The organism is Rhodanobacter sp. GW835-FHT13D09 (assembly GCF_058793995.1).
In genome coordinates this window covers 112,146-138,135 of record NZ_JBXAGL010000008.1, presented here as the reverse complement: position 1 = coordinate 138,135, position 25,990 = coordinate 112,146, and the positions used below count along the sequence as shown (strand labels likewise).

Here is a 25,990-nt window from a genome sequence, read left to right as displayed (position 1 = left end):
GTGACAGGCAAAAGTACGGGTAGAGACACACGGTCTCGATAACAAGGAGGCCGCCCGCTGGTGAAAGGATTCAAGAAACCGGCATTGCAGGGTGCATCCGGTCGATGCTGCGCCCGTCACCGGTCAACCGAGCCACAGATACAGCAACGCGCCGAACATCGCGCCGGCGGGCACAGTGATCACCCACGAAAGGACGATGGCGGTCATCACGGGGCGATCCACGCCTGCACCGTTGCTGAGGCCGCTGCCGGCGAGCGCGCCGACTGATACATGGGTCGTGGACACCGGCAGCCCGCTGAATGAAGCCGTGCCGACCAGCAGGCTGGTGGTCAGGCCGGCGGCCAGCGCCCCGCCGGGATCGAGCCGCGTGATCCTGTCGCTCATGGTGCGGGCGACACGCGCTGCCCCCAACAGGCCGCCCACGAGCATCGCCAGGCCGACCGCCAGCGCCGAGGCGCTACCATCCAGCGCAGCGATCGGCAACAGCAGCGCCGCGATCTTGGGCGTGTCGTTCAAGCCCCTCGCGAAGCTGACCGCCCCGCCGGAGAGGTACAGCAGGCCATCCACCAGGCCACGTGCGTCGAGCCGCCACGCGCGCCGGGCCCCGAGGCTTTCACACTCGGCCACGGTGCCGGCGAGGGCCATCGGCATGCCCGTCCGCAACAGCAGGCCTTCCGCGGAGGCCTGCACCGTATTCACCGTGCACTCGCACTCCGGCTCGCGGTCCGCACGAGCGGTCAGCCTGCGCAGCCACGGTGCCAGCAGGTAGGCCGGCAGAACCGCAATGACCGGAGTCGCCAGCAGCGGCAGCAGGAAGCTGTGTCCCAGCGTGCCGAACTTCACCGCCGAGCCGACGGCCATCAGGCCGACACCGCTCATCGCACCGACCAGCGCGTGGGTGGTCGAAATCGGCTGCCCGCGCCAGGCGGCCAGCGCGACGGTGATGCCGGCGCCGCCGGCGACCGCCAGGGCAAACGGAAGCTGTGCCGCGACCTCGGCCGGCACCAGGCCGGCGCCCGTGAACGCCTTCAGCAGCGCACGCGCGAGGAACACCGAGGACAACGATCCGGCCAGGGTGGTAATGCTCGCCCAGCCCAGGCTGGTCCAGTAACCGGCGCGGCGACTGCCGTACAGGACGGCCACTCCCTTGAAATTGTCGTTGGCGCCGTTGGTGGCGGCGAGGAACAGCACGGTCAGTACAAGCAGGGTTTCCATCGGGCATCCCGGGTAGCGTCACGCGAAGACGAAGCGGCGAGGCACAAGGCCACATGCCATAGAGCCATCCGGGTGGCAAAACGATTCAGGCGGTCGGAGATCCTGCAAGTTGCAGCTTCATCCATTCCGCCAGCGCACGCTGCGCCGGCAAGGCCTCCGGCAGCCGGCCAAGCGCGCCCAGCACCCGCGGCAGATCGTCGGCGTTGTCGACATCGGTGAGCACGGGCAGATCGAGGATGCTTCCCGTCCCTGGCAATGCCTTCCGCAGTTCCCGGCAGGTGTCGCCCTGCGAATAGCGCACCGACTGCCAGATCGCCAGCGGCACCGGCGTGTTGCTGCCGAACAGCCAGAAGCCGCCATCGGTGGCGGGACCGAGCACGAACGCAACCGGGGGCTGAGCCAGTGCCTGCGCGGCCCGGGCCAACTGCCCCGACGTGAGCTGCGGCACGTCCGCGCCCACCAGCAGCACGCTGTCGTGCCGGCTCAGCAGGACGTCGAGAACGTGATGCATGCGCGTGCCCAGGTCGCCCTCCCCCTGCCAGATCGTGGGAAAGTCCGGCCACGCCGCATGCGCCGCGTCGTCGGCCTCGGCTACCGCCCAGTAAGGCGTGATGAGCGGCCGGGCCGCCCTGGCCACCGCCGCCACGGCAGCGCTGGCCAGCCGATGGAAGGTGAGCGCGGCGTCTTCGCCAATAACGGTTGCCAGCCGCGTCTTCAACGGCGAATGGCCCGGGGTCTTGACGAAAATGGCCAGCGCGGTCGTCATGTCCTCGTCCGCCGCGTGGCGCGCCATGCCGGCCACGCCTGTACCGCGGTCAGTCGCCAGTGCCTGAGCGTGGTGCTCAACCAGCCGTGCCGCGCATATTTGCGCGCGCTGGTCTCCAGCACGGCGGGAATGCGCCGCAATGGCAGCCCTGCATGTCTCGCCGCCCATACCAGCAGGTGGTCCTCGCCGTAACGCGCCTGCTCGTCGAAGCCGTGCAGCGCCTCGAAGCAATGCCTCGGCAACAGCAGTCCCTGATCGCCGAACGGCAGCCCCAGCCAGCGCGCACGCCAGTTGGCGCCGGCCGCGTTCAACGCCGTCCAGCGCGGTCCGTCGCCACGAAAGGCGAGCGTGAACCAACCCAGTGCCGCGCTGCCCTGCCCGATGAAGCGCTGCAGTTGGTGCAGAGTGCCGGGACGCAAGCGCGAGTCGGCATGCAGGAACCACAACCACTCGCCCGTGGCCAGGCCGGCACCGTGATTCTGCTGGCGGGCACGGCCGGCCTCACTGCGGCACTGCCGATAGTGCAGATATGCGGGCCACGTCGCCGGCGATGGCCGCGGCTCGTCATCGGCAGAAACCACGATCACCTCGCTGCCGCCCGGCAAGTCCGCCAGCTGCCGCAGCAGCTCGGGCCATTCGGTCTCGCCGGGCGCCAGCGGCACGATCACCGACAACGAGCTCATCGACATGTCAGCAACAGCTGGCCGAGGCGCTGGTCGGCGCGGCGGGCGCGCAATCGAACAGGCCGAAATGCTGCCGCTTGTCGCCGTCGATGCGGAAATGCGTGGCATAGCGGCTGCCGGCCAGCATATCGGCAGTGTTGCCGCAGACCAGCACCGGCCGGCCGCTCTCGAACAGGTGGTGGTCGTCCAGTGCGAAGCGGTGCGGATACCCGGGCAAGCTGCCCAGGTAGGTCGCGACCTGGCCATAGTCCTCGCAGCGATCCTCCAGCGGCAGCTTGAATGCGCGCCAGGTGATCGACTCGAAGTTCGCAAAACCGATACGCTGCTCGATCGCCGCATCGGTCAGCGCAATCGGGCTGCGTGCGCACACGCGCGCATCGGCCACGCCCAGCTCACCGAGCAACCGGCGGAAATCCTCTACATACAGCGCGCCGGCCAGGCATTCGCCCAGCAGCACCGGGTCGGCCAACAGCTCGCGTGGCAGCCGGCGGTCGCTGAACACGTCGGAGAAATACAGCTCGCCACCGGGCTTGAGCACACGGCATATCCCGGCGAACGCGCGGCGCTTGTCCGGCACCAGGTTGAGCACGCAGTTGGACACCACGACGTCGACGGAGCCATCGGCGATGCCCAGCGCCGCCAGATCCGCGAGATCGCCCAGCTGCAGGGTGACATTGCTGCGCGCATGGCCGAAAGCCTGTGCGTGCCAGGCGCGGTGGCGCTCGGCCACCGCCAGCTGCTGTCCGGTCATGTCGACGCCGATCACCCGCCCCTGCTCGCCCACCAGCTTCGACAGCAGATAGACGTCCCGTCCGCTGCCGCAGCCGAGGTCGAGCACGGTGGCGCCTTCCACTGCCGGCGGCAGCGGCGAGCCGCAGCCGTAGAAGCGCTCGCGCACCTCCGGGTGCAACTGGGCAAGGATCGAACGCAGGTTTTCCGGCATCGCTTCCAGGCTGCAGCATGCCGTGGTGCGCAGGTCACGGCTCGACTGCAGGGTTTCGCCGTAGTAGCTGCGCACGGCGGATTGCTGCTCTTCCGCGCGGGCGACGACGTCTTGTTCCAGGTTCATGGTCATGTCAACGATCCTCCACAGGAGCTGCCCGCCCCGGCGGTACAGCCATAGCAATGATTGGCGAACGCAATCGGGCCGTGCCCGACGTCCGCCAGCGCGTCGATTTCCCACAAGCTGCGTCGGCCGCCGCCCAGCGGCAGCCCCAGCGCCTGGTTGAAATCGCAGTCGAAGAGTTCGCCATCCCAGCTCACCGACAGCAGGTTGCGGCACATCACGCCCAGCGCCGCCCGCGGATTGAACGCATCGAGCAGGGTCTGCATGTAGCGCTCGTAGCGGCCCTCACGCTCGAGCAGGTGCAGGAAGCGCTTGATCGGCATGTTGGTGATGGTGAACAGGTGGTTGAACACGATGCCGAAGTGTTCGGCCAGTTCGCGCCGGTAGGTCGCCTCCAGCGCCGTCTGGGCGGGCGGCAGCGTGGCGCCCAGCGGGTTGTAGACCAGGTCCAGTTCCAGCCCGGAGCCGGCGCGGCCGTAGCCGAGCGCATTCAGCCGATGAAGGGCGCGCAGGCTGGGATCGAAAACGTGGTGCCCGCGCTGCTTCTCCACGTTGGCCTTGCTGTAGCAAGGCAGCGAGGCGACCACCTTGACGCCCTGTTCGGCCAGGAACTCCGCGGTGTCCTCCTGTCCGGGACGGAACAGCACGGTCAGGTTGCAGCGGTCGATGACGGTCTTGCCCAGCGCACGGGATCCCAGCACCAGGGTGCGGAAATGCGGATTGAGTTCCGGCGCGCCGCCGGTCAGGTCCACCGTATGCACGCCCGGAGCATTCGCCAGCAGTTCCAGGATGCGTTCCACCGTGGCCGCCTGCATGATCTCGGTGCGCCCGGGTCCGGCCTCCACGTGGCAGTGCTGGCAGGCCAGGTCGCACAGCTTGCCGACGTTGACCTGCAGGATCTCCGTCGGCGTGCGCGTCAAGGCGAGCCCATGCTCGCGCAGGGAGCGGGCGAACGATGGTGCGGCGAAAGATGGAACGGCGTTCATGGCAGCATGTCCTGGCGATGTTGGCGGCGCTGGCGCACCTGTGCGGAGCGGTCCGGGCGCCCCGGCAGCAGGGCCTCCACAGTACGCCGCGATCCTTCGCATGCCGGTCGCATGGCAGGCGTACGGCATCCGGCCATCTGTCCGCGTATGAAGTCGTGATTCCTCATGCCGTCCTCACTTCCGCCGCCAGGCGTGATAACGGGCCAGCCAGCGCAGCACACGTTCGGGCGCATGGGCCTTCTTCCAGTTTCCCGCCGCGTACTTGTTGGCTTCGGCCCAGGTCGGATACGCGTGGATGGTGCCAAGGATCCTGTTGAGCCCCAGCCCATGGCGCATCGCCAGCACGAACTCGGCCAGCATCTCGCCTGCATGCTGGCCCACGATGGTTGCGCCCAGGATGCGGTCCTTGCCCGGTGCGGTCAGCACTTTCACGAAGCCATGCGCCTGATCCTCGGTGATCGCCCGGTCCAGATCGTCCAGTTCATAGCGCGTGGTCTCGAACGGGATGCCCCGCGCCAGCGCCTCACGCTCGTTGAGGCCGACGCGCGCCACCTCCGGGTCGACGAAGGTCACCGCCGGAATCACCGCATAGTCGACGCGAAAACGCCAGATCGAGCCGAACAGCGCATTGACTGCGGCGTACCACGCCTGGTGGGCGGCGACGTGGGTGAACTGGTAGGGCCCGGCCACGTCGCCGCAGGCATAGATGTTCGGATATAGCGTGGCCAGCCAGGCATCCGTATCCACCGTCCTGGCCACGGGTATGCCCAGTTCCTCCAGCCCGAAGCCGGTGACGCGGGGCTTGCGCCCGACCGCCACCAGCAGGGTGTCGAAGGGGATCCTTGCGCGCCGGCCCCCGTGGTCGCAGACCAGCGCGTATTGCCCGCCATCGCGCTCGACTGCCACGGCACGGCAGTCCGTACGCACGTCCACGCCATCGGCCGACAGGCGCGCCCGCACGAAGGCGGATACCTCGTCGTCCTCACGCATCAGCAGGCGCCCGTGGCTCTGCACCTGGATGACCTGCGTACCGAGTCGGGCAAACGCCTGCGTAAGCTCGCAGCCGATCGGGCCACCACCCAGTACCAGCAGTCGCCCGGGCGGCTCCTGCAGTTGCCACAGCGTTTCGGAGGTGAGATAGCCCGTTTCGGCCAGCCCCGGCAGATCCGGCACCACGGGTTCGGCGCCGGTGGCGATCACGATGGCGCGCGTGGTGACGGGCCTGCCGTCGATCTCGACTGTCCACGGTGACACGATGCGTGCATGGCCACGCTGCACGTCCACGCCCAGCCCGCGGTAGCGTTCCACCGAGTCGTGCGGCGCCACGGCCCGCACGGCGCGCCGCACGCTGTCCATCACGGCGCGGAAATCGACCCTGACATCGCCGGCATCCACTCCGACGCGCGCCGCGCCCCGCGCCTGCGCCGCCAGCCGGGCCGCGTGGATCAGCGCCTTCGATGGCACGCAGCCGGTATTGAGACAATCGCCGCCCATGGCGCCGCCTTCCACCAGGGTGACCTTTGCCCGCACGGCGGCGGCGATGTAGGCGCTGACCAGTCCCGCCGAACCGGCGCCGATCACCACCAGGTTCCGATCGAAGCGCTTCGGCGCCGGCCAGCCTGCATGGAGGCGCCGCCGCTTCACCCACGCCACGCACCAGCGCGCCAGCCACGGGAACACCCCCAGCAGGACCAGCGAGCCGGCGATCCGCGGCGAGACGATGCCCGACAACGAGTGCAGTTGGGCCAGCTGGGTGCCGGCATTCACGAACACCACGGTCGCCGCCAGCATGCCGAGCTGGCTGACCCAGTAGAACGTGCGTATCGGCAACCGGGTCAGCCCCATCAGCAGGTTCACCACGAAGAACGGGATCACCGGAACCAGCCGCAGCGTGAACAGGTACAGGGCGCCTTCGCGCCGGATGCCCTCGTCGACCACGTGCAGGCGCTGGCCGAAGCGCCGCTGCACCATGTCGCGAAAGACGAACCGGCTGGCCAGGAAGGCCAGCGTCGCGCCGATGCTGGAGGCAAACGACACCAGCAGCGTGCCTTCCAGCAGGCCGAACATCGCGCCGCCCGCCAGGGTCAGCAACGCGGCCACCGGCAGCGATAACGCGGTGACCGCCACATACAGCGCGAAAAACCCGCCGCCAAGCAGCCACGGATGGGTCTGCCGGAAAGCGTCCAGCACGAGCAGGTGCGCCTTCAGCGCAGCGAGCGTGAACTGGTGCTGCCAACCCAGCGCGAAGAAAACGGCGACCGCACCGGACAGGCCGATGACGATCAGCCAGCGGAGGATGGCGATGCGACTTTTCATGTGTAGGGGTCCCGGCGGGCAGCGGTCAGTCCCTTAGGTATTCCTGGACCATCTGGCGACCACGATGGATGCGGCTCTTGACGGCCTCCCGCGTCAGCATGAGCTGGTCGGCGATCTCGCTGATCGAGTACTCCTCGAAATCGCGAAGAATGATCGCCTCCCGGTATTTTTCCGGCAGCGACTGGATGGCGGCGGCCAGGTCCGAGCGCAGATCGAGGTGCTCGACATAGACAAAAATGGCGTGATCCGGCTCCGGCAACGCCACCTGCCCGCGCATCGCACGCAGCAACCGGTGGCATTCGTGGCGCACGATCGAGAAGGCCCAGGCGGGAAACGAGGTGATCGTGCGCAGCGTGCCGAGCCGGCGGTAGATCAGCAGCAACGATTCCTGCACCGCATCGTCCGGGTCCACGCTGCTGGCGCATTGCGACTGGGCGATGCGCCGCAGGTCCGGCCGGCAGGCGGTCAGCAGCCGTTCGACGGCGGCAAGATCGCCCTGCCGCGCGGATTCCAGGAGGGTCGGGTCATGTCGCATAGGGAAGCCTTTGCGTGGTTGCTCGATGATGCAAACGGTGGAGATTCCTGTTCTCTCGCCCCATAGAGGACACCAGCGCATCAAAGGATTCAAGCGGATTGGCCGGCACGGCCGGCTACCCTGCCCGTACCGCGGCATCCGCACCGTCGCCGCGCCGGGCCGTTGGCCGGAATCGTTCGAGGATCCGATCGAGCGAGAACGAGCCCGGTCCCCAGGCGATCACCGCCAGCAGCATCATCGCCCAGATCTTGTGGTCGCTGAAATCGTTGCCGACCAGGCCGGTCCAGAAACCGTGCGGCCACAGATCCGGGTAGGAAACGACGGCCATGATGTTGTAGATGAACAGGAACCCCGCGGTCAGCCGCCCGCCCAGCCCCAGCAGGAGGAACCACGGCGCGACCAGCTCGATCCAGGTGCCGAGAAACGCCGCGGCATCGCCCGACAACAGGGGCACGTGGTATTCGTTGTTGAACAGGTAGAACGTACCCGCCGGGTCGTCGAGCTTCACCACGCCGGCGCGCCAGAACGCCAGCGCCACCCACACCCGGAACAGCAACAGTACCACCGGCCCCAGGCTCGACAGCGCCTCTGCCAGTTGCCGGTAATAACCACTCGTGCGCCAAAGCAGCTTGTTCATGTGCAGCCCTCTTGGTTGTTGAACGCCACGACCAGGCCCTGCTCGAGCAGGTCCCGCAGGCAGGGTTGAAGATCGAAAGCGGAATCCAGGTCCATGGCCGCCCGGTGGGCCGCAGCCACGTCGCCGCCCGCGGCCAGCACCTCGATGCAGCGGAACGTGGCGGGGTCGACGGCGGCCATGGCCACCTCGCCTCCGTCACGCCACAGCAGGACGTTCTCGCCACCTCGATCGGGACGCGGAGCGGGCCCGACGGGCGACTGGCACCACTGCCAGAGCGTGAGCACGGCCCAACGGCTGTGCAGCAGATGCAGGCTCGGATGCAAGCGGAGATGCAACCGGCAGGGCTCCACCGCAGCCGCGTCGGCGGCGGCGCGTGCATCGGCAGGCGTCGCATCCGGCGCCAGCACGGTCAGCTGGCGCAGCCAGTCCAGCCTCGCGATGTCCGCCAGGTAGCCCAGTGACCGGGCCTGCGGCATCGTCTCGATGAACCCGGGCAGCGCGCCGCCGAATAACTGCAGGTTGCCGCAGGTCGAGGGATGCTGCTGCCGGTAACGCGCCGCCATCGCGTCGAAGAAATCCTCGCCCACCAGCGCATGCACGGTGGGGAAAGCGTCGTGCAGGGCCGCACCGAGGGTCGCAGCCACCGCGTTGCGGTAGATGCGCAGCCGCGCCGCCGGATCCAGCCCGGCGCCGTCGACCCATGCCGCCACGTCGTCGCTGCGGCCCAGTACGGCCGCGGCGAAGCCTTGCTGCAGCTCATGCAATCGCGGTGCGGCAGGCATGCAGCTCCTCCTCGGCACGGGCGGCTTCGGCCAGCAGCACCTCCAGTTCGGGAATGTCCTGGTCCCATTCGATCAGGGTCGGCTGCGGTCCGCACAGTTCCAGCGCCTCGCGGTAGAGCGCCCATACCTCGTCGGCGACGGGACGGCTATGGCTGTCGATCAGCAGCGGCACCGGCAGCCGGTCCTTGCGCAGAAAGCCGGCGAGATGGATCTCGCGCACCGAGGCATGCGGCATGGCGCGCAGGTACTCGCCCGGGTCGAAACCGTGATTGACGCTGTTGACGTAAACGTTGTTCACGTCCAGCAGCAGGCCGCAGCCGCTGCGGCGTACCAGTTCGGCGACGAAGGCCGACTCCGGCATGTCGGCATGGCGGAAGCTGAGATAGCTCGAGACGTTCTCGACCAGGAACTCGCGCCCCAGCGCGTCCTGTACCTGCTGCACGCGCGAGACCATCAGGGCCAGGGCTTCCGTCGTATACGGCAAGGGCAGCAGGTCGTTCAGGTGGACGCCGCCGATCGCGCCCCAGCAGATGTGGTCCGAGACGAGCGCGGGCTCGTAGCGGTCGATCAGCCGCCGCAGGCTGGCCAGGTGTGCAAGGTCGAGCGCGTCGGACGAACCCAGTGACAGGCCGACGCCGTGCAGGCTCAGGGGATAGTCGGCGCGGATGCACTCCAGCGCCGCATGCATCGGACCGCCGCCGGCGAAATAGTTCTCGCTGTGCACCTCGAACCATGGTACCGGCGGTCGCTCCCGCAGCACCCGGGCGATGTGCGGCGCGCGCAAGCCGATCCCGGCGGCTGCCGGGATCGGGTGCTGCGCCTGTGGCAGCAGGCAGCTCATGGCCCCTGGCTCAGGCCTTGTCGGCCGGGGTGGTGGAGCCGCCGTCGATCTTCTCGCACAGGCCTGCCGGCAAGGCCACGAACGCATTGGCGTCGCGTGCCTTGCTGTCCTGGCCGGCGCACGAATGCCCCGGCGACTTGCAGTCGTTCTTGTGCGCCGCATTGATGCCGTAGCACTTGGTCATGGCCATGTTGGCCGACTTCATGTCGTTCGCGCCGTTCGGCGCCGGGCTGGCGGTGGCGACCGACGCCACGCCGAAGGTCAGCGCGCCGGCCAGAGCGACTTTGAGCAGATTGTCGTAGTTCATGATGGGTATCTCCGTAAGGTGAGCCGGGGCGTCCGGCACCTCATAGAGCCGCCCGGGAGGCCAAAGGATTCACACGACTCGTGCGTGTCGCACGTGGCCATCAAGCGGCTGCCACGCGAGGTCGCCGCTCAACCGCCCGCAGACCGCCGCGGAAAGCGGGACGGGTCATGCCCTTCCGGCCCCGCATCCGCCGTGGCGGGAGGCGTGGCGGATACGGACGGTTCATCGTGCAGCTGACCCAGGAACGCCTGAAATTCCGGCGCCTGCATCAGCAGGCGTCCGGCCAGCGAGCGCAGCGCATCGACCTGGTCGGCATGCAGGTGAAATGCTGTCGGCATCGCATTGAATCGCCGCCGTTCGGCACGGTCCTTGATCTGGCTGAAGGTCAGCACGGCAAAGTTCACGTCGACTTGCGGCGCTCCCGGGCCTCGCATGGCATTGACGTGCTGTGCCCACATCAGGAAGCCGCTTTTCGCCAGCGCCGCCGTCTCGTTGTTGAGTATGCCCAGTGAAGCGTCGAACGAGGCACGCAAGGTGTCAATCGTTCCCGGCACACGCCCCTGCTCGGACCACGCATAGGGCGCATAGACCTGGGCGTTGGCGACGATGACCAGCACATGCCGCACACGGCGCAGCTGCTCCGGCGTGAACGCACCGGCCATGTCCGGCACGTTGCCGTACTGCGCCACCGGGCTCATCATCGAACCGCGCACGCCGAGGTTGTCGGTGATGCCGCCATCGACCAGGCGAAGGATCGGCATCCGCTCTGGGTCGTCGTAGCGTGCCAGTGCCAGCGCCACGGCATAGCGGCGCGAAAGCAGATCATCGTGCGCCAGCGACTGCGCCACCCACGACTGGTGCCGCTGCGGGCAATCGGGATAGTTGCGCAGCGCGATCGGCGCGAACAGCCCCGGCACGGCGGCCGATGCCATCACGGCGTTGGCCACCGGATAAGTCGACAGATCCGAGCAGAGAAAATCGAACTGTTGCTGGATGAAGGAAAACGTGGTGGCGTTGTTCAGGTCGCTGGCGTTGAGAATGACCATCGGCAAGCCCGCCGGTGACATGTCGGCGAAAGTCTTGCCCTCCAGCAACGTGCGGTCGAGGTAGGCGGCGACCAGGTCACTGCGATTGTAGTGGCGCCCGGCAAGCGACAGCAGGTGATCCGGGCGCTTCAGCAGACCCAGCAGCTCGCCCTGCCAGTCGCGATAAAGGAAGCGGGTCCGGAAGTCATCGAAAATGCGGTCGCCGAACAGGCCGTAGTACGCCGCGGTGTAGCTGCCGCCGGAAACCGAGGTGATCACATCGACCAGATCGAGCAAGCGTGTCGGCTGGCCACCCGAAGGAACCTCGGTGTCGCGCAGCTTTTCCAGCACACCGTAGCTGAAGGCCGCCGCGCGGGTGCCCCCACCGGAAAACGCCAGCACCACGAAGGTATCGCGGGGAGCGTGCGGGAATCGCGTCCTGGACTCGTAGCGATCCTCTACCCCGGCGGGCTGGATCCGGGCATTCCACACTCGCGTGGCGCAACCGGGAAGCCCGCACAGCGCGAGACCAAACAGCAGCAGATGCAGCCAGCTGTTCGGCAGGCCACGTGACGCCGGCGTCATGATCCGATCCCGAATGCGGTCAATTCACCCATCCCCCTGCTCCAGATGGACTTCAGGGCTGCACCGTGACCCCATGCCAGAACGCGACGCGCCCGCGGATCTCCGCGGCTTCCGGCTTGGGCTGCGGGTAGTACCACGCTGCTGCGGGGTTGACCTCACCGCCGACCACGACGTCGAAATAGCTGGCCGTGCCTTTCCAGGGACACACCGTATGCCGAGTGCTGTCGCGCAGGTATTCGCGCCGGAGCGACTCCGACGGGAAATAGTGGTTGCCTTCGATCACGATCGTCTGATCGCTCTCGGCGATCACCGTGTCTCGCCACATGGCGCGCATAGGTCTCTCCTCGTTGCGGTTTGTCGGAAAAGAACTGGAAACGATGCCACTGCCGCCCACGCGGGCAGGCTATCGACGTTTCATCGCAACACAGGCCACACGATGCCCGCCAGCAGCATCGTCTCGCCAAGATTTGGCGCCCGCGTGCTGCCGTTGGAAATGTGCCGGAGCTCGATCACCACGTGGCGATGGGACCAGCCCAGGGAGCTGACAAATTGCTGCGTGCTGCTCAACGCCGGGGTCTGCGGTGCCGCCGCGCCGACCTGGAAACTGAAGAATATGTGGTGCGCTATCTCGGGAAAGCGCACGCCCGCGGCAGCAACCCAGGCGCCCCGCCCGAAATCAGCCCCCTGGTACCGCCGTGACACGACATACGTCAAGCTCAGCTCAGGCTGGAACGCAATCCCCTGCCATTGCCGTATCTCGCCCGCCCAGTCCCCCGCCACGACAGGTGTGGATCGATGGCCACTGGTGACGCTGTCTCCTGCCATCAGGTCGATATCAGCCGACCGGGCGGCACCGCTGGCCGCGAAGAGCGCAAGGAACAGATATCTGGCAGAGATGCGATGTGCGGATCCAACCGCGCGTACTTGCCGTTCTGCGGACCACGCCGTTCCGCCGCCATCCGTCGATGCCTCGCAGACGGAGGTGCGACTGGAGGGCTCGGTGGATTTTCCCGGCGCCGGAACAACTTCGATAACCGGCCGTCGCATGCGATGCCGGCTCATACCGGGAGCCGCGGAAACATGGATGCTTCCATCTCGGTCCGGACCATGGAAGCGAGCACCGGCGAGATGCCGAGGCGCCGTTCGATCTCGGTGCGCGAGATCAATCCACGTATCTCGTCGCGTTCATCGTCCTGGCGCTCGGTGACCAGGAGATGGGTCTGTCTGGTTTCGCGAAAGGTTTCCAGGAGGTCGCCTGTCCGCGCCTTCCGGATGTCCTCGATCCGCAGGCTCGGCAAGCTCTCCACGGCGGTCATGATGTCGGCCACCTCGATGTCCTGGTGCCGGCATTTCGGATGGGTACAGTCGGAACCGCGCAGGAACTGCAGCGGTTTCTGGCCCTGGATGTCGTAGGCCGTGATCAGCCCGAGCACGTTTTCGCCTGCCACCACCAGCAGGGTGCGCACGTGCGCAGCGATCATGCGCTGGAGTGCCTCATCGATGCTTCGTTCGGGCTCGACCGTCAGCGGACAGACTCGATGGAAATCCACCATGACCGCCAGCGCGGGATCCTCGTTCTTCAGCGAGGATTCCACGCGATTGGGGTGCCGACGTACAAAGGTGGGAACGCGGCTGAGATGGGTAACGACTGGGCGAAACGGCATCGGGATCACCTCGACTCGGTGGGGTCGGAACCCACACGGGACCGTAGTGCAGAACCACCCTGCGTCAATGGCATGCGCACTTTCGCAGCTCAACGGCCCGTGAGGGGTGAAGACGCGCGCGGCAGCTCAGGCAGGCTCAGAATCCATGGCCACGGATACGGGGGGATGGCCATGGACTTCCCGCTGCCGCGCGACGCCCTCAGCCGATAGAGGGACCAGAACGGCCGAAGGATTCAACGAAGTTTCAAAGCGATCGCGAAACACCCGGCGAGTGTCCGTGGAGGCGCTTGAAGGCGCGGCTGAAGGCCGCCTCCGTCGCATAGCCGGCGATCACCGCCGCTTCGGCCACGCTGACACCACGCTCGGCCAGCGCCGACTTCGCCTGTTGCATGCGCAGGCCGGTGACGTACCCCATCGGGGTGGCTCCGGTCGAGTGGGCAAATCGCCGGGCGAACGCCGCCCGCGACAGATGCACCCGGTCGGCGAGCATCGCCACCGTCCAGGGCTGCTGCGGATCCCGATGGATGGCCAGCAACGCCGGGCCGAGATGCGGATCGAAAATCGCGGTCAGCAGCCCGTGTGCGACCGTACCGGCGGCCAGGCATTGCCGCAGCGCGTACATGAACAGCGCATCGGAAAGCTTGTCCATCAACGCCATCGCACCGGGTCCGTTCGACTCCGCCTCCGCGACGATCAGCTGCAGCAGGGCCGCAGGTGCGCCGGAGTCTCCGCCGCCCGGCTGCGGATCGTGCCGAAGCAGCAGCTGCGCCGGCAGCGAAGCCAGCAGCACTTCCGACAACGGCGAGTCGAACTCGAAGTAGCCGCACAGCAGCAGCGTGGGAACGTCGCCGTCGGCGTCCAGCGAGGCGATCAGGCAATGGTTCAGCGGTCGGTTGAACAGTACCGCGTCGCCGGCGCGGAGCAGGATGTCGCCGGCATGGCCGTCATGCCGCATCACGCAGCGGCCGGTGGCCACCAGGTGGAACATCGCCTTGCGCTCGTATTCACCATCGACCACCCACTGCCCGCAATGCGTGGTCCGGTGGAACACGCGCGTCTGCAGGCGGAGGTGCCGCATCAATTCACTCAGTTCGTCCACAACGGCTCCAGATCAAGACGCGCGGACAAGCATGCGCGCGTTGCGGACATGGTTGCGTGCGCGGTCGAGGGCCAAAGTATGCCCATGGCCGGCTCATCATTCGACCGGTCGTCCGCCAATCCACCAAAGGAATATCAGCCATGAGCGAATTCACCCTGCAGACCCCCGACTCCGCTCCAGAAGCAGCACGCGCGCTGCTGCGGGGCGCACGCGACAAGATGGGCTTCGTGCCCAACCTGTATGCCAACCTTGCCAACGCGCCGGCGGCGCTGGAGGCCTACTTCGGCCTTTCCGCGCAGTTCGACAAGACTTCGTTCAACCCGGTGGAACGTCAGGTGGTGCTGCTGGCCGCCAGCGTGGAAAACGGATGTGAATTCTGCGTCGCCGCCCATTCGATGATCGCCCGCAAGATGGCCAAGGCTCCCGATGCCGTGGTCGACGCATTGCGCAACCGCACCACCCTGCCCGACGCCCGTCTGGAAGCCCTGGCCACGTTCACCCGGCACATGGTGAAGGAGCGCGGCTGGGTGGCCGGAGCGCCGCTGCGGGCCTTCCTCAAGGCCGGATTCTCCCACCAGCAGGCGCTGGAAGTCGTGCTGGGCGTCGCCATGAAGACGCTCAGCAACTACGCCAACCACCTGACCGAAACCCGGACCAACGAGCAGTTCGCCAGCGAGGCATGGAAACGCCAGGCATGACGTTTTCGGCAATCCCCGCGAGGACTGACGCATCCTGCCCGCAACATACCCCATCATCAGGAAATCAGGTTCATGCATTACATGCAAAAGACTCTCGCACTTCTTGCGGCATCCGTGGGTATCGGTTTCGCAGCCGGCCCCGCCCATGCACAACTTCCCAAGACCACCATGCAGGTCGACCACGCCGATACCGCGCTGGTCGTGATTGACCCGCAGGTCGACTTCCTCAGCCCCAAGGGCGTGACCTGGGGGCTGGTCGGCAAGAGCGTCGAGGCCAACCACACCGTTGAAAACCTCGACACCCTGTTCAAGGCCGCGAAGGACAGCAACATGCAGGTCGTCATTTCGCCCCACTACTACTATCCGTGGGACCACGGCTGGAAGTTCGGCGGCCCGCTTGAAGTGGCGATGCACAAGATCGGCATGTTCGACCGCAAGGGCCCCCTGAGCCTCGACGGGTTCGAGAACTCCGGTGCCGACTGGATGCCGCAGTACAAGAAGTACATCAATGACGGCAAGACCATCGTCACCAGTCCGCACAAGGTCTATGGCCCACAGACGAACGATCTGGCGCTGCAGCTTCGCAAGCACGGCATTTCGAAGGTGATACTCGCCGGCATGTCGGCCAATCTCTGTGTCGAAAGCCACCTGCGGGAACTGCTTGAGCAGGGTTTCGAAGTCGAAGTGGTGAAGGACGCCACCGCTGCCGCGCAGCTGCCGGGGCTCGACGGCTACGCTGCCGCATTGACGAACTTCCAGATGATCGCAAATGACGTGGTGACCACCCAGGAAGCGAAGGACGCCATCCTCGCCACCAGGTAACCCCCTTCGACCGGGCAGCCCTTCCAGGAACGAAGGACTGCCCGGGTAGATTGCATCGAACACAAGCAGCGCCCGCCCCCGCATTCGAACAGAGGCGCGCGCAAAGTGCTCCCCCAACCACCAGCAGGAAAACCATGATCAAGGTCAGTGTGATGTACCCCCATGCCCCGGAAGCCCGGTTCGACCATGCCTACTACCGCGACACGCACATGCCGCTTGTGAAGCGACGCATGGGCGAGAGCTGCCGGTACTACTCGATCGACAAGGGGCTGGCCGGCGGAGTGCCCGGCGCGGCACCGACCTACATCGGCATGAGCCATATTTTCTGTGACTCGGTGGAAGCCTTCCGGAACGGCTTCGGACCGCACGCCGCCGAACTCATGGCCGACCTTCCCAATTTCACGGACATCACGCCGGTCATACAGACCAGCGAGGTCATGATCGAGCGCGGCTGACCGGCCTTACGTTGCCAATTCGTCCATTCGGCGAAAGAATGACCATCAGTCTGTCGCCCTCGCCTTCCCCGGAGATCCATCCCATGAATTCACCAAAACGGCTGGGCTGGGCACTGCTTGGGCTGCGCCTGTCGATCTTTCTCGTGATGCTGATGTGGACGCTGGACAAATTCATCCGGCCCGAACACAGCGCCGGTGTATTCAGCCACTTTTACGCCGTCACCGGCCTCGGCCAGGCCGCCTTCGTCGTGATCGGGGCCATGGAGCTGGTACTTCTTCTGGCCTTTGTTGCCGGGCTCGCACGGCGTTACACCTACGGCGCGGTATTGCTCCTGCATGCCGTCTCGACGCTGTCCGCCTGGCATCAATACGCGCACCCCTACGAAGGCACCAATCTGCTGTTCTTCGCCGCCTGGCCCATGCTGGCCGGATGCGCGGCGCTCTATCTGCTGCGCGATGCCGACAGTATGACGATCGACGGCCGCAGACAGGCCGCGCGCGGCAACCCGGGCCATTCCTGAACCTCCTCGCCAAACTGATGGAGGTACGACGACCATGACACGCCCCGACATCGCGGTATTCGACGCCTACGGCACCCTGTTCGATGTGCACTCGGCGGTAGCCCGGCTGGCCGATCGCATGGGCCCGGAGTCCGAAGACATATCCGAGCGATGGCGGCAGAAGCAGCTTGAATACACCTGGACCCGCAGCCTGATGCAGCGTTACGCGGATTTCTGGCAGGTAACCGGAGAAGCACTGGACTACGCCCTGGCCGCGGCGGGCCGTCGTGATGCCGCCCTGCGCTCGGCGCTGCTGGACGCCTACCGCGAGCTGGACGCCTACCCCGAGGTACCCCGCGCCCTGGCTGGATACCGCGCGGCGGGGATGCGCGTTGCCGTCTTTTCCAACGCCACCCGTTCGATGCTGCAGACGGCGCTGACCGCCGCGCAGCTCGGCGACCTCGTCGACATGGTGTATTCCGTGCACGAACTGCAGGTATTCAAGCCCGATGTCCGCGTCTACACGGCGGCGGCCGACGCCTTCGGTGTCGCACCATCGGCCATCGTCTTTCATTCATCCAACGCCTGGGATGTCGCCGGCGCGGCTTCCTCAAACTGGCAGGCGTTGTGGATCAACCGGGCCGGGCGCCCACAGGAGTACCCGTGGGTCCCGGCACCCGCCGTGCCTGATCTCGCCCAGGCGCTGCGGCACGTGGTGGGAGCGGCGCCAGTTACCGGCATCGACGACATCCGGAGAGGAGCCGACTGATGAGCTGGATCAGCGAAATCCCGGACAGCGAGGCACACGGCCCGCTGCGTGACACCTATGACACCATCAAGAAGCAACGCGGCAAGGTGGCACGCATTCTCGGCGTGCACAGCCTCGACCCGGACGCCCTGCAGCACCATCTCGACCTGTACATGCACCTGATGTTCTCTCCCGGCCCGTTGAGCCGGCGCGAGCGCGAAGCCATCGCGGTGGTGGTCTCCGCCGCCAACGGCTGCGCCTATTGCGTGGCGCATCATCTGGAGGCGCTGCAACGCCATGAAAAGGATGGGGCCGTGCTGGCCGCCGTGCGCACGGCGCCCGACCAGCTCGCCGACCTGCGGCTGCGTGCGATGCTGCTGTACGCGCGAAAGCTCACCATCGCCCCGTCGACGATGGACCAGGCGCAGGTGGCGGCATTGCGCACGGAAGGGCTCACCGACCCGGATATCCTGCGCATCAACCTGGTCACCGCCTACTTCAACTTCGTCAACCGCATCGCGCTGGGCCTTGGCGTGGAAGCCGACCCGGAAGAGATCAGCGGCTATGCCGACGAATGAAGCGGCTCCCGCCCATACCCGCCCCGGGGCCGGACAAGACACACCACCCCGTGCTTGCCACGCGACGCCACGCACGGTGGTAGGGTTGCCTGCGCCGTCGATTTTCGACGCGGGAATGCGGCGCCCCCGGCCTGCGCACCACTGCCCGTTTGACGATCGGATGCCGGATCCCGTTCCATGCCGGCTTGCCGGAAAGACCATGACATGATGACGCTGCGCCAAATCCCGAGGGTGGTGCTCCACCCTCCCCATCTGAAACGGACCTGCCTGGTGGCGCTGCTGGTGGGCGTGTGGCTGAGCGCGTTCAACCTCGGCGACCAGTTGCTGGCCGGACCGTGGAACGCGCAGCTGGCGATCAGGGTCGCCATGAATCTGCTGACCCCGTTCACGGTCGCCAATCTCGGCCTGATATCCCGCCAGACTGGAGCGGAATCGGACGGGGCTGGATGATGTCCTCGACGATCGATCCGGTTTCCTGACCAGGGCACCCGACGATGGCCCCGTTTCTGCTCGCCCACGAACCCGCGATCCGGCTCGGCGCCTTCGCCGGCATCTTCGCCGTGATGGCGCTGTGGGAAGTGCTGGCGCCCAGGCGGCGCCAGGCGATCGGTCGATGGCAGCGCTGGCCCGGCAATCTTGGCATCGTCGTGCTCAATAGCGTGCTGGTGCGGTTGCTCTTTCCTGCCGCTGCCGTCGGCGTGGCGCTGTACGCCGAGACCCATGGATGGGGGCTTTTGCGTGTGCTGAAAGCACCAAACTGGCTGGCGCTTGGCGCATCGGTGCTCCTGCTCGATCTTGCCATCTACCTGCAGCACGTGTTGTTCCACGCGGTACCGGCCTTGTGGCGGCTGCACCGGATGCATCACACCGACCTCGAATTCGATCTGACCACTGGCGCACGCTTCCATCCGCTGGAGATCCTGCTCTCGCTGGGCATCAAGCTGGGCGTCATCGTGGCCTTGGGCGCGCCCGCGACGGCCGTGCTGGTTTTCGAGGTGCTGCTGAACGCCACTTCGATGTTCAACCACGGCAATGTCCGCTTGCCGGCGCCGCTGGACCGCCTGCTGCGCCGGATCCTCGTCACGCCGGACATGCATCGCGTGCATCACTCCTGGCATCCGGACGAGACCAACTCCAACTTCGGCTTCAACCTGCCCTGGTGGGATCGCCTGTTCGGCACCTATCGTGCGCAGCCGCGCGACGGCCACCTCGACATGACCATCGGCATCCAACAGTTCCGCGACCCGCGCGAGCTGCGCCTGGACCGGATGCTGTGGCAGCCGTTTCGCGTCGGCCAACGCGCTGACCAGGACAGCCGCCCATCATCCGGTGTTTGACCATGGCGGGCTGCGCGTCCCTTGATCGGTACCCATCCGCGGCGGAATCCAGAGCAGGCCTGGCTTCGCCTGTAGCCGCCTTTCATGGAGGGTACAACACGCGATCGGTTTACCGGGATGATGCCGGCTTCCACACCTCGACCGAGTTGTCCGCAAGATTGGTGGCGTAGACCGTGCCATCTTCCGCCACCGCCACCCCGGTTTCGGTGAAGCCCGGAATCCGATGGGGCGTTCCGAAAGTGGTCAAGAAGCGACCCCTGGCGCTGAATTTCTGGATGCGGTTGTTTTCCTCGTCGGCCACAAACACATTGCCATCAGGGCCGATGGCAATGGCGGTCGGCGTCCTGAACCAGCCATGGAGCGAGCCGAGGATATTGATGGACGCAGGGAGGTGTAGCCCCATCGGGCCACCCCACATCCGGAGGAAGCGCCCATCGGGGCCAAACACCTGGATGCGATCGTTGTAGCCATCCGTGACATAGATATGGCCACGCCTGTCGGTGGTCACGTCGGTGGGATAGTTGAACGCACCGGCGGACACGTAACCCTTCTTCCCGGTAGTGCCCCACTGACGCACGAACGTGCCATCGGAACGCAACTCCTGGACACGCTGGTTGTAGAAATCCGCCACCACGAGATTCCCGTTGGGCAACACGGCAACCCCCGAGGGTGCCTTGAACTCGCCTGGTCCTGAACCGCCGTGGCCGATGACCTCAAGCAGCGCGCCGCTGGTCGAAAATACCTTGATGTCATCGTTCCAGTAGTCCGCAACATACAGTTTGTCGTTGGCCACGGTGAGGTTCATGGGCCGGCCCAGCCCGGCAACACCGGTGGCTGGATGATCGATGGCGTGAAGAAACCGGCCGTTGCGGTCGAAGACCTGGATGCGATGATTGCGCGAGTCGGCAACAAAAACCCTGCCATCGGCCAGCGCAATGCCCACCGGATCCTGGAATTGACCCGGCTTCGATCCGGCACCGCCCCAAATCATCACCCGCCGGTAGGGCGGCTCTCTGGAACCGGGCACCCAGAGCAGCCAGCCTGTTCCAGCGATCAGCAACAGGGCGGCCACAACGCCAAGCAGCCCGTACGGCATGCGTTTCATGGCTTGGCTCCCGCGGGGCGGTTGACTACAGCTTTCAGTTGAAAACCGGCCTTGTGCACTACTTGCGCAAGCTGCGCGTCGGTAAATGCGGTTCCGGGACTCACCGTAACGATGAGCACGCCATCGCCGAGGTTCACGTCGGTGTTCTCCACGCCCGGCTGCTTGGCAAATTCTTTTTCGATACCGTAAGCGCAGAACGGACAGGCCAAGCCGTCCACGCGCAGCACGTAGGCATTGGCAGGCGGTGGGACCGCAGCTGTGGAACTGGCGAAAACCGGCGTGATGGCTATCAGGCCCAGCGACAGGATGAGCAGACGCAGCAAGTGGACCATGGGACGAAACATAAGTGTTCTCCTTGAAAAATCGTGCACGGCTTAGAAATTGAACCGCAGGGCGACGTTGTAGATACGACGATCGCGCAAGCTGCCCGAGGCCACATTGCGCCGCACTGGAATCTGGACAGCCCCTTGCAAGACCCAACGAGGCGTGACGTACTCCAGACCGGGTGCGATGAACCACTCGGTGCCACCGGACGCCACGACAGGGCTGCCGTTCATGACGTTGCGCCCGGTCCGGATCAGGTTCGTTTCCAGCACGCCGTAAAGGAAGTGCGGCAAGCCGTTGCCAAGTTTCCGCGGCAGCAACCGGTACTGGAACGAGGCGTCGAACTCGCTGACATGGCCGGGCGAATACCCGGCGTGCCGGCCGTTGCTCTGGTAGCTCAGGGACGTATCGATCTCGTAGTTCAGCGTCTGCCAGGTGGCCACGACACCTCCGAGTACACCCCACGTGCCCGAACCAGGCTGGAACATCCGCGGCTGCGCACCATAAGTATCCCGGTAACTGTCGCGGCCGGTCGGCGCCACCGCACCAAGGATCGGCGCCATGCGAAAACTCGCGCCAGCGATGTCGTTCTGCCATACCGTATAACGGACGAAGAAAGTGCTGTCGCCCAGACCATGGTTGGCCCGACGGACGGCTCCCATGGGCGTGGTCATATCCAGCGTCTTGTCCAGAAACGGCACCATTCCGAACACGGTCAGCTTGCCGGTAACGCCATAGGCCAGGACGCCGATGCCGGCCCGGGCGGCCACCCGCATATCGGGCAAGGCCGTTCCATCGTCGAGCAAGCGATACATCATCGTCTCCTGGAACAGCAACTCACCCTGGCTGACCGGCAACGCCGTATTGAAGGTGATGGGGCCGGCGACGACGGGTGCGCTGCCGAATGCGCCGACGGCAGCAGTCATCAACACAACCCATGTCGCTCGAAGCTTTGCCGTTAATGCGTTTGAGCGGTTCGCTTTGCATGGTTTCATGGTGGATCGTTCCCAGGAAAATCTTGGTCCGGTGAGGGCTCGCGTCACCCGGTCCAATCCAGCACCGCATGAGCGTCGCCGGGGAGTTTCAAACCTGGAGCACGCTCCAAGTCAAGAGCATGGCTATCCTGGTTAGGATTTCCTGCACCTGGCATGCCTTCGCAATGAATGAAGCTGGTCTTGCACAACCCATGCAAGGAACCATCGCCGGTGAGATGGGAGCGGCTCCAGCACATGGACATCGCTGACTACCTGGAGCAAACTCCAAGTCGGGTATTCTGTAACTGTCATTGCACCGTGCCTGCCGAGCTTTACTACAATCCCTACTGCACCGCCTGCGGCGTCGATGAAGCAACGGATCAACGCAGTGCATCCGTGCGCTGGATCGATGCAACCATGCATCTGGAAGCGGCCGCCAGATTACGCATCGTCCGCCTGCCCGCATTGGTCATCGACGGTCGGCTGGTGGTGCAAGGCCCGCGCGCGTTTGCGCAGCTTCATGCGTGGATCGCCACACAAGGAAACGACAGGTGAGCGCCTATCGGATCGGCGATGCCGCGCAGTTGGCCGACATGAGCGTCGATACCCTGCGTTATTACGAACGCATCGGACTGATGCGCGGCGTATTGCGCGATGGCGGCGGACGGCGCGCCTACACCGGAACTGACCTCGAACGCCTGCGCTTCATCGCCCGCGCGCAGGCCATGGACTTCTCGCTGGCCGAGATCCGACAGCTTCTGGAACTGCGCGACCATCCGGCCACGGCGCGCGCGGAAGCACGTCGTCTGGCGCATGGCAAGCTCGATGCCGTGAACCAGCGTCTGCGCACCTTGCGCCATTTGCGCGACGAACTGCGCCTCCTGCTGAATCTGTGCACCCGTGCCGACGGTTCCTGCCCGATCCTGGAGATGGAATCCACATCTCAAACGACACCACCTGCCCCGGACCGTGTGGGAAAAACGGCCCTGACCCGAAAGCGCTTGTGAGCCATGGCACCACGCACGATGTCGGCGCAAGCGGCGTACGGGTTCTTGTGAGAACCCGCGGCTTCCGAGATGCGGAAGTCCAGATCTCTGCAGGTCAGGTCAACCTCGCCGGTACGCCATATCGGAAGGCGACAAGGCCTCCGATTTTCCACGTCGCCGGTTTCGAGTAGGAGTGGTGCCAATCTGGCTGCGCATCGATCGCTCCACCCGCAACCCGACCGTCTCGCTCAACCTGCGCAGCACGACAGCTGCTTGACATCCTTGCTGAAGGTTTGCGCGCACAACTTCAACCCCTCGACCATCGTCAGGTACGGGAACAACTGATCGGCCAACTCCTGTACCGTCATGCCGGCCCGCAACGCCAATGCAGCCGACTGGATGATTTCTCCGGCCTCGGCGGCAACCGCCTGTACGCCGAGCAGGCGACGCGAACCCGTTTCCGCAACGATTTTTATAAAGCCATGAGTATCAAAATTGACCAGCGCGCGTGGCACGTTGTCCAGGGTGAGCGTGCGACTGTCGGTTTCGATGCCCATGAGGTGGGCCTCGGCCTCGGACAGCCCGACGGTGGCGACCTGGGGTTCGGTGAATACCACCGCTGGCATCACGGTGAGATCCAGGGACGCCTCGCCGCCCAGCATGTTGGTGGCTGCGCGGGTACCGGCCGCCGCTGCCACATAAACAAACTGCGGCTGATCCGTGCAATCACCGGCGGCGTAGATGTGTCCGGCACTGGTGCGCATGAACTCGTCCACCACAATGGCGCCACCCTGGTTACGCGAGACACCGATCGCGTCCAGGTGGAGATCCCGCGTGTTCGGCGTGCGGCCGGTGGCCACCAGCAGACGGTCGGCACGCAGTTCGCCAGCGTTGGTGTCGAGTACGAACTCGCCCCCCGCATAGGTAACCTCGCTGGCCTGCGTGTACTCGAGCACGCTCATGCCCTCGTTCTCAAAAGCAGCCTTGACCGCGACCCCGATGGCCGGGTCTTCGCGGAAGAACAGCGTGCTTCGCGCCAGAATGGTGACCTGGCTGCCCAACCGGGCGAAGGCCTGGGCCAGTTCCACCGCCACCACTGAAGAGCCGATCACGATCAGGCGCCGGGGGATGGTGTCGCTGACCAGTGCAGTGGTGCTGGTCCAGTACGGTGTGTCCTTCAGCCCCGGGATCGGGGGAATCATCGGGCTGGCGCCGGTGGCAATCAGGCAGCGATCAAACGTCACCGAACGCTCACCACCGTCATTCAAACGCACGCCGAGCCGATGTGCATCCACGAATTGCGCCTGGCCATGGATCACCTCGATGTTGGCTTTCCCAGCCAGAATGCCCTCGTACTTGACGTGGCGAAGCTCCTCGACGCGTGCCTGTTGCTGCGCGAGCAATCGGGTCCGATCGATCACCGGAGTCGCTGCGCTGATTCCCCCATCGAAAGGACTGGTTTGGCGCAGCTGGGCGATGTGCGCACCGCGGATGAAAATCTTGGACGGTACGCAGCCGATATTGACGCAGGTGCCACCGATGGTGCCGCGCTCGATCAGTGTTACCTGTGCGCCACTCTCCGCAGCCTTGAGCGCAGCAGCCATCGCCGCCCCACCGCTGCCGATCACCGCCAGCCTGAGCGAGGAGCCTCGATCCGGACCTGGTGCTCCAATGGTGGGCGTGTTTGTCACCGGTGCGCTCGTACCCGGGTATTGCCGTTGAGGCGCGACCACACGGTACTTGCTGGGCAGCGCGGCATTGAGCGATTCAACCGTCAACGCGGATTCGGCCCGGATATGCGCGGTATTTTCGGGATAGGCGACCGTCACCGCATGGAGACCGGCCACGCTTTTCAGCGCGTCTTCGACATGCGCGGCACAGGCATCGCAGGTCATGCCAGACACGGACAAATACATTTCTTTCATGAATATCTCGAAATAGTGGCATGAAGCAGGTAGCTGCGGGCGAACACTTCTTGGAAACCTCGAAGCTTTCCCTTGCATCGGAAGGCGACGTTCCAGCAACCATAGGGAACAACAGGAAACATCAACACAACCAGTGATGCCCCGATCACCGCTGCTCTTTGTGGCTCGGCATGCAGCAGGCTCGCTCCCGCTGCCGTTTCCATAGCGCATAGACCGTGATGCCGAGAAATACCACCAGGGCAGGCAGCAACACATAGTCCAGATAACCGGTGAGTGCCGACAGGCCGATGGCCCCCAGCAAGAGCACCAGAATCGGCGTGGCGCAGCACAACACCGCCAGCACTGAGCCGACCACACCCACCCGTATCAATGTTTTCGGATTCCCCACGTCTTATTTCCTTACCGTGGCTGGATAACCGGCATTGGCGGTGGCCGTCGTCAGCTGCTGTACGCTGGTTTTGGCATCGTCAAAAGTGACGACCGCCTCACGCTGCTCGAAAGCCACCGTGACGTTCTCGACGCCCCCTACTCGATCGAGCGCCTTCTTCACCGTGATCGGACAGGCGGGACAGGTCATCCCCGGCACGGACAGCGTGACGGTCCGGGTGGCGGCCCAGGCAGGGGCAACGACGACGGTGAGTGCGAGAGCGGCAACCAGTTTTTTCATGACGAACTCCAGATCAGTAGAACAAGGGAAGCACGTAGGGAAATCCGAGCGCGACCAGCACCAGCGCGGCCACGATCCAGAAGATGAGCTTGTAGGTGGTCCGAACCTGCGGTATCGCGCAAACCTCGCCCGGCTGGCAGGCAGTTGCCGGACGAAAGATGCGTCGCCAGGCAAAGAACATCGCGACCAACGCCGCCCCGATGAACCACGGACGGTAGGGTTCCAGCACAGTCAGGTTGCCGATCCATGCGCCGGAAAATCCGAGGGCCACCAGCAGCAACGGCCCCAGGCAGCAGGTGGATGCCAGGATCGCGGCCAGGCCACCGGCGACCAGCACGCCACCGGATTTCTTTGGTGCAGACAT

General features: G+C 65.5%; 33 protein-coding genes. 10 read left to right on the top strand and 23 right to left on the bottom strand.

What is annotated here, in order from left to right; all coding sequences use genetic code 11:
* Positions 1–123 precede the first annotated feature (123 nt).
* The 16 genes from AC1Q5A_RS12235 to AC1Q5A_RS12160 all read right to left on the bottom strand — a co-directional run bounded on the left by AC1Q5A_RS12235 (position 124) and on the right by AC1Q5A_RS12160 (position 14,507).
* Positions 124–1,215 (bottom strand): inorganic phosphate transporter, encoded by a 1,092-nt coding sequence (locus AC1Q5A_RS12235; RefSeq protein ID WP_492700991.1) that lies wholly within the window; start codon positions 1,213–1,215, stop codon positions 124–126.
* Positions 1,216–1,300: 85 nt separating this feature from the next.
* Positions 1,301–1,981 carry a TIGR04282 family arsenosugar biosynthesis glycosyltransferase gene (locus AC1Q5A_RS12230; RefSeq protein WP_492700990.1) on the bottom strand — a complete coding sequence of 227 codons (681 nt, stop codon included), beginning with the start codon at positions 1,979–1,981 and terminating at the stop codon, positions 1,301–1,303.
* Positions 1,978–2,670: a TIGR04283 family arsenosugar biosynthesis glycosyltransferase gene (locus AC1Q5A_RS12225; protein WP_492700989.1), complete on the bottom strand. Its 693-nt coding sequence runs from the start codon at positions 2,668–2,670 to the stop codon at positions 1,978–1,980. Before AC1Q5A_RS12225 ends, AC1Q5A_RS12230 begins: the two co-directional genes overlap by 4 nt.
* 1 nt (position 2,671) lies before the next feature.
* The gene (locus tag AC1Q5A_RS12220) at positions 2,672–3,739 is read right to left on the bottom strand and encodes a methyltransferase domain-containing protein (RefSeq protein ID WP_492700988.1); all 1,068 of its coding nucleotides are present in this window, start codon (positions 3,737–3,739) and stop codon (positions 2,672–2,674) included.
* Positions 3,736–4,716 (bottom strand): arsenosugar biosynthesis radical SAM (seleno)protein ArsS, encoded by a 981-nt coding sequence (gene arsS, locus AC1Q5A_RS12215; protein WP_492700987.1) that lies wholly within the window; start codon positions 4,714–4,716, stop codon positions 3,736–3,738. Before arsS ends, AC1Q5A_RS12220 begins: the two co-directional genes overlap by 4 nt.
* A 174-nt stretch (positions 4,717–4,890) precedes the next feature.
* Positions 4,891–7,032, bottom strand: a complete 2,142-nt coding sequence (locus AC1Q5A_RS12210; RefSeq protein WP_492700986.1) for a dihydrolipoyl dehydrogenase family protein — start codon at positions 7,030–7,032, stop codon at positions 4,891–4,893.
* Positions 7,033–7,057: 25 nt separating this feature from the next.
* A complete protein-coding gene (locus AC1Q5A_RS12205) occupies positions 7,058–7,660 on the bottom strand; it encodes an RNA polymerase sigma factor (RefSeq protein WP_492700985.1) in 603 nt (200 codons plus the stop codon).
* 22 nt (positions 7,661–7,682) lie between these two features.
* The gene (locus tag AC1Q5A_RS12200; RefSeq protein ID WP_492700984.1) at positions 7,683–8,204 is read right to left on the bottom strand and encodes a DoxX family protein; all 522 of its coding nucleotides are present in this window, start codon (positions 8,202–8,204) and stop codon (positions 7,683–7,685) included.
* Positions 8,201–8,968 (bottom strand): HvfC/BufC N-terminal domain-containing protein, encoded by a 768-nt coding sequence (locus tag AC1Q5A_RS12195; RefSeq protein ID WP_492700983.1) that lies wholly within the window; start codon positions 8,966–8,968, stop codon positions 8,201–8,203. The genes AC1Q5A_RS12200 and AC1Q5A_RS12195 overlap by 4 nt, the downstream gene beginning before the upstream one ends.
* Complete coding sequence (gene bufB / locus AC1Q5A_RS12190; protein WP_492700982.1) at positions 8,961–9,827, bottom strand: MNIO family bufferin maturase; 867 nt, start codon at positions 9,825–9,827, stop codon at positions 8,961–8,963. The genes AC1Q5A_RS12195 and bufB overlap by 8 nt, the downstream gene beginning before the upstream one ends.
* 10 nt (positions 9,828–9,837) lie before the next feature.
* On the bottom strand, positions 9,838–10,134 hold the full coding sequence (locus AC1Q5A_RS12185; protein ID WP_492700981.1) for a BufA1 family periplasmic bufferin-type metallophore: 297 nt from the start codon (positions 10,132–10,134) through the stop codon (positions 9,838–9,840).
* Between the two features lie 128 nt (positions 10,135–10,262).
* On the bottom strand, positions 10,263–11,744 hold the full coding sequence (locus AC1Q5A_RS12180) for a patatin-like phospholipase family protein (RefSeq protein ID WP_492700980.1): 1,482 nt from the start codon (positions 11,742–11,744) through the stop codon (positions 10,263–10,265).
* 52 nt (positions 11,745–11,796) lie between these two features.
* Positions 11,797–12,078 carry a DUF427 domain-containing protein gene (locus AC1Q5A_RS12175; RefSeq protein ID WP_492700979.1) on the bottom strand — a complete coding sequence of 94 codons (282 nt, stop codon included), beginning with the start codon at positions 12,076–12,078 and terminating at the stop codon, positions 11,797–11,799.
* Between the two features lie 80 nt (positions 12,079–12,158).
* Complete coding sequence (locus AC1Q5A_RS12170; protein WP_492700978.1) at positions 12,159–12,806, bottom strand: hypothetical protein; 648 nt, start codon at positions 12,804–12,806, stop codon at positions 12,159–12,161.
* Positions 12,803–13,339: a CBS domain-containing protein gene (locus AC1Q5A_RS12165; protein ID WP_492700977.1), complete on the bottom strand. Its 537-nt coding sequence runs from the start codon at positions 13,337–13,339 to the stop codon at positions 12,803–12,805. Before AC1Q5A_RS12165 ends, AC1Q5A_RS12170 begins: the two co-directional genes overlap by 4 nt.
* Positions 13,340–13,652: 313 nt before the next feature.
* Positions 13,653–14,507: an AraC family transcriptional regulator gene (locus AC1Q5A_RS12160; protein WP_492700976.1), complete on the bottom strand. Its 855-nt coding sequence runs from the start codon at positions 14,505–14,507 to the stop codon at positions 13,653–13,655.
* A gap of 140 nt (positions 14,508–14,647) precedes the next feature.
* Between AC1Q5A_RS12160 and AC1Q5A_RS12155 the strand changes: the two genes are divergently transcribed.
* From AC1Q5A_RS12155 to AC1Q5A_RS12120, 8 genes are all read left to right on the top strand, one after another.
* Positions 14,648–15,205: a carboxymuconolactone decarboxylase family protein gene (locus AC1Q5A_RS12155; RefSeq protein ID WP_492700975.1), complete on the top strand. Its 558-nt coding sequence runs from the start codon at positions 14,648–14,650 to the stop codon at positions 15,203–15,205.
* A 72-nt stretch (positions 15,206–15,277) separates the two neighbouring features.
* Complete coding sequence (locus AC1Q5A_RS12150; RefSeq protein WP_492700974.1) at positions 15,278–16,027, top strand: cysteine hydrolase family protein; 750 nt, start codon at positions 15,278–15,280, stop codon at positions 16,025–16,027.
* Between the two features lie 134 nt (positions 16,028–16,161).
* Entirely contained in the window at positions 16,162–16,482 is a 321-nt protein-coding gene (locus AC1Q5A_RS12145) for an EthD family reductase (RefSeq protein WP_492700973.1), read from the top strand.
* An 83-nt stretch (positions 16,483–16,565) separates the two neighbouring features.
* A complete protein-coding gene (locus AC1Q5A_RS12140) occupies positions 16,566–17,003 on the top strand; it encodes a hypothetical protein (protein ID WP_492700972.1) in 438 nt (145 codons plus the stop codon).
* 34 nt (positions 17,004–17,037) lie between these two features.
* Positions 17,038–17,751 (top strand): haloacid dehalogenase type II, encoded by a 714-nt coding sequence (locus tag AC1Q5A_RS12135; protein WP_492700971.1) that lies wholly within the window; start codon positions 17,038–17,040, stop codon positions 17,749–17,751.
* Positions 17,751–18,308, top strand: a complete 558-nt coding sequence (locus tag AC1Q5A_RS12130; protein ID WP_492700970.1) for a peroxidase-related enzyme — start codon at positions 17,751–17,753, stop codon at positions 18,306–18,308. Before AC1Q5A_RS12135 ends, AC1Q5A_RS12130 begins: the two co-directional genes overlap by 1 nt.
* Before the next feature lie 204 nt (positions 18,309–18,512).
* The gene (locus AC1Q5A_RS12125; protein WP_492700969.1) at positions 18,513–18,758 is read left to right on the top strand and encodes a hypothetical protein; all 246 of its coding nucleotides are present in this window, start codon (positions 18,513–18,515) and stop codon (positions 18,756–18,758) included.
* A gap of 113 nt (positions 18,759–18,871) precedes the next feature.
* Positions 18,872–19,645 (top strand): sterol desaturase family protein, encoded by a 774-nt coding sequence (locus tag AC1Q5A_RS12120; RefSeq protein ID WP_492700968.1) that lies wholly within the window; start codon positions 18,872–18,874, stop codon positions 19,643–19,645.
* Between the two features lie 109 nt (positions 19,646–19,754).
* Here AC1Q5A_RS12120 and AC1Q5A_RS12115 read toward each other — a convergent pair whose 3' ends face one another.
* From AC1Q5A_RS12115 to AC1Q5A_RS12105, 3 genes are read right to left on the bottom strand one after another with little or no spacing between them, the layout of a single operon-like run.
* On the bottom strand, positions 19,755–20,750 hold the full coding sequence (locus tag AC1Q5A_RS12115) for an NHL repeat-containing protein (RefSeq protein ID WP_492700967.1): 996 nt from the start codon (positions 20,748–20,750) through the stop codon (positions 19,755–19,757).
* Positions 20,747–21,094, bottom strand: coding sequence for a heavy-metal-associated domain-containing protein (locus AC1Q5A_RS12110; RefSeq protein WP_492700966.1), 348 nt, complete (start codon positions 21,092–21,094; stop codon positions 20,747–20,749). The genes AC1Q5A_RS12115 and AC1Q5A_RS12110 overlap by 4 nt, the downstream gene beginning before the upstream one ends.
* A gap of 30 nt (positions 21,095–21,124) precedes the next feature.
* Entirely contained in the window at positions 21,125–22,000 is an 876-nt protein-coding gene (locus AC1Q5A_RS12105) for a transporter (RefSeq protein WP_492700965.1), read from the bottom strand.
* 303 nt (positions 22,001–22,303) lie between these two features.
* Between AC1Q5A_RS12105 and AC1Q5A_RS12100 the strand changes: the two genes are divergently transcribed.
* Complete coding sequence (locus AC1Q5A_RS12100) at positions 22,304–22,603, top strand: hypothetical protein (RefSeq protein WP_492700964.1); 300 nt, start codon at positions 22,304–22,306, stop codon at positions 22,601–22,603.
* Positions 22,600–23,055, top strand: coding sequence for a heavy metal-responsive transcriptional regulator (locus AC1Q5A_RS12095; protein ID WP_492700963.1), 456 nt, complete (start codon positions 22,600–22,602; stop codon positions 23,053–23,055). The genes AC1Q5A_RS12100 and AC1Q5A_RS12095 overlap by 4 nt, the downstream gene beginning before the upstream one ends.
* Before the next feature lie 227 nt (positions 23,056–23,282).
* Here the strand turns inward: AC1Q5A_RS12095 and merA are convergent, their stop codons facing one another.
* From merA to merT, 4 genes are all read right to left on the bottom strand, one after another.
* Positions 23,283–24,959: a mercury(II) reductase gene (gene merA, locus AC1Q5A_RS12090; protein ID WP_492700962.1), complete on the bottom strand. Its 1,677-nt coding sequence runs from the start codon at positions 24,957–24,959 to the stop codon at positions 23,283–23,285.
* 145 nt (positions 24,960–25,104) lie between these two features.
* A complete protein-coding gene (merF, locus tag AC1Q5A_RS12085) occupies positions 25,105–25,347 on the bottom strand; it encodes a mercury resistance system transport protein MerF (RefSeq protein WP_492700961.1) in 243 nt (80 codons plus the stop codon).
* 3 nt (positions 25,348–25,350) lie between these two features.
* A complete protein-coding gene (gene merP, locus AC1Q5A_RS12080) occupies positions 25,351–25,626 on the bottom strand; it encodes a mercury resistance system periplasmic binding protein MerP (RefSeq protein WP_492700960.1) in 276 nt (91 codons plus the stop codon).
* 13 nt (positions 25,627–25,639) lie between these two features.
* Entirely contained in the window at positions 25,640–25,990 is a 351-nt protein-coding gene (gene merT, locus AC1Q5A_RS12075) for a mercuric ion transporter MerT (RefSeq protein ID WP_492701010.1), read from the bottom strand.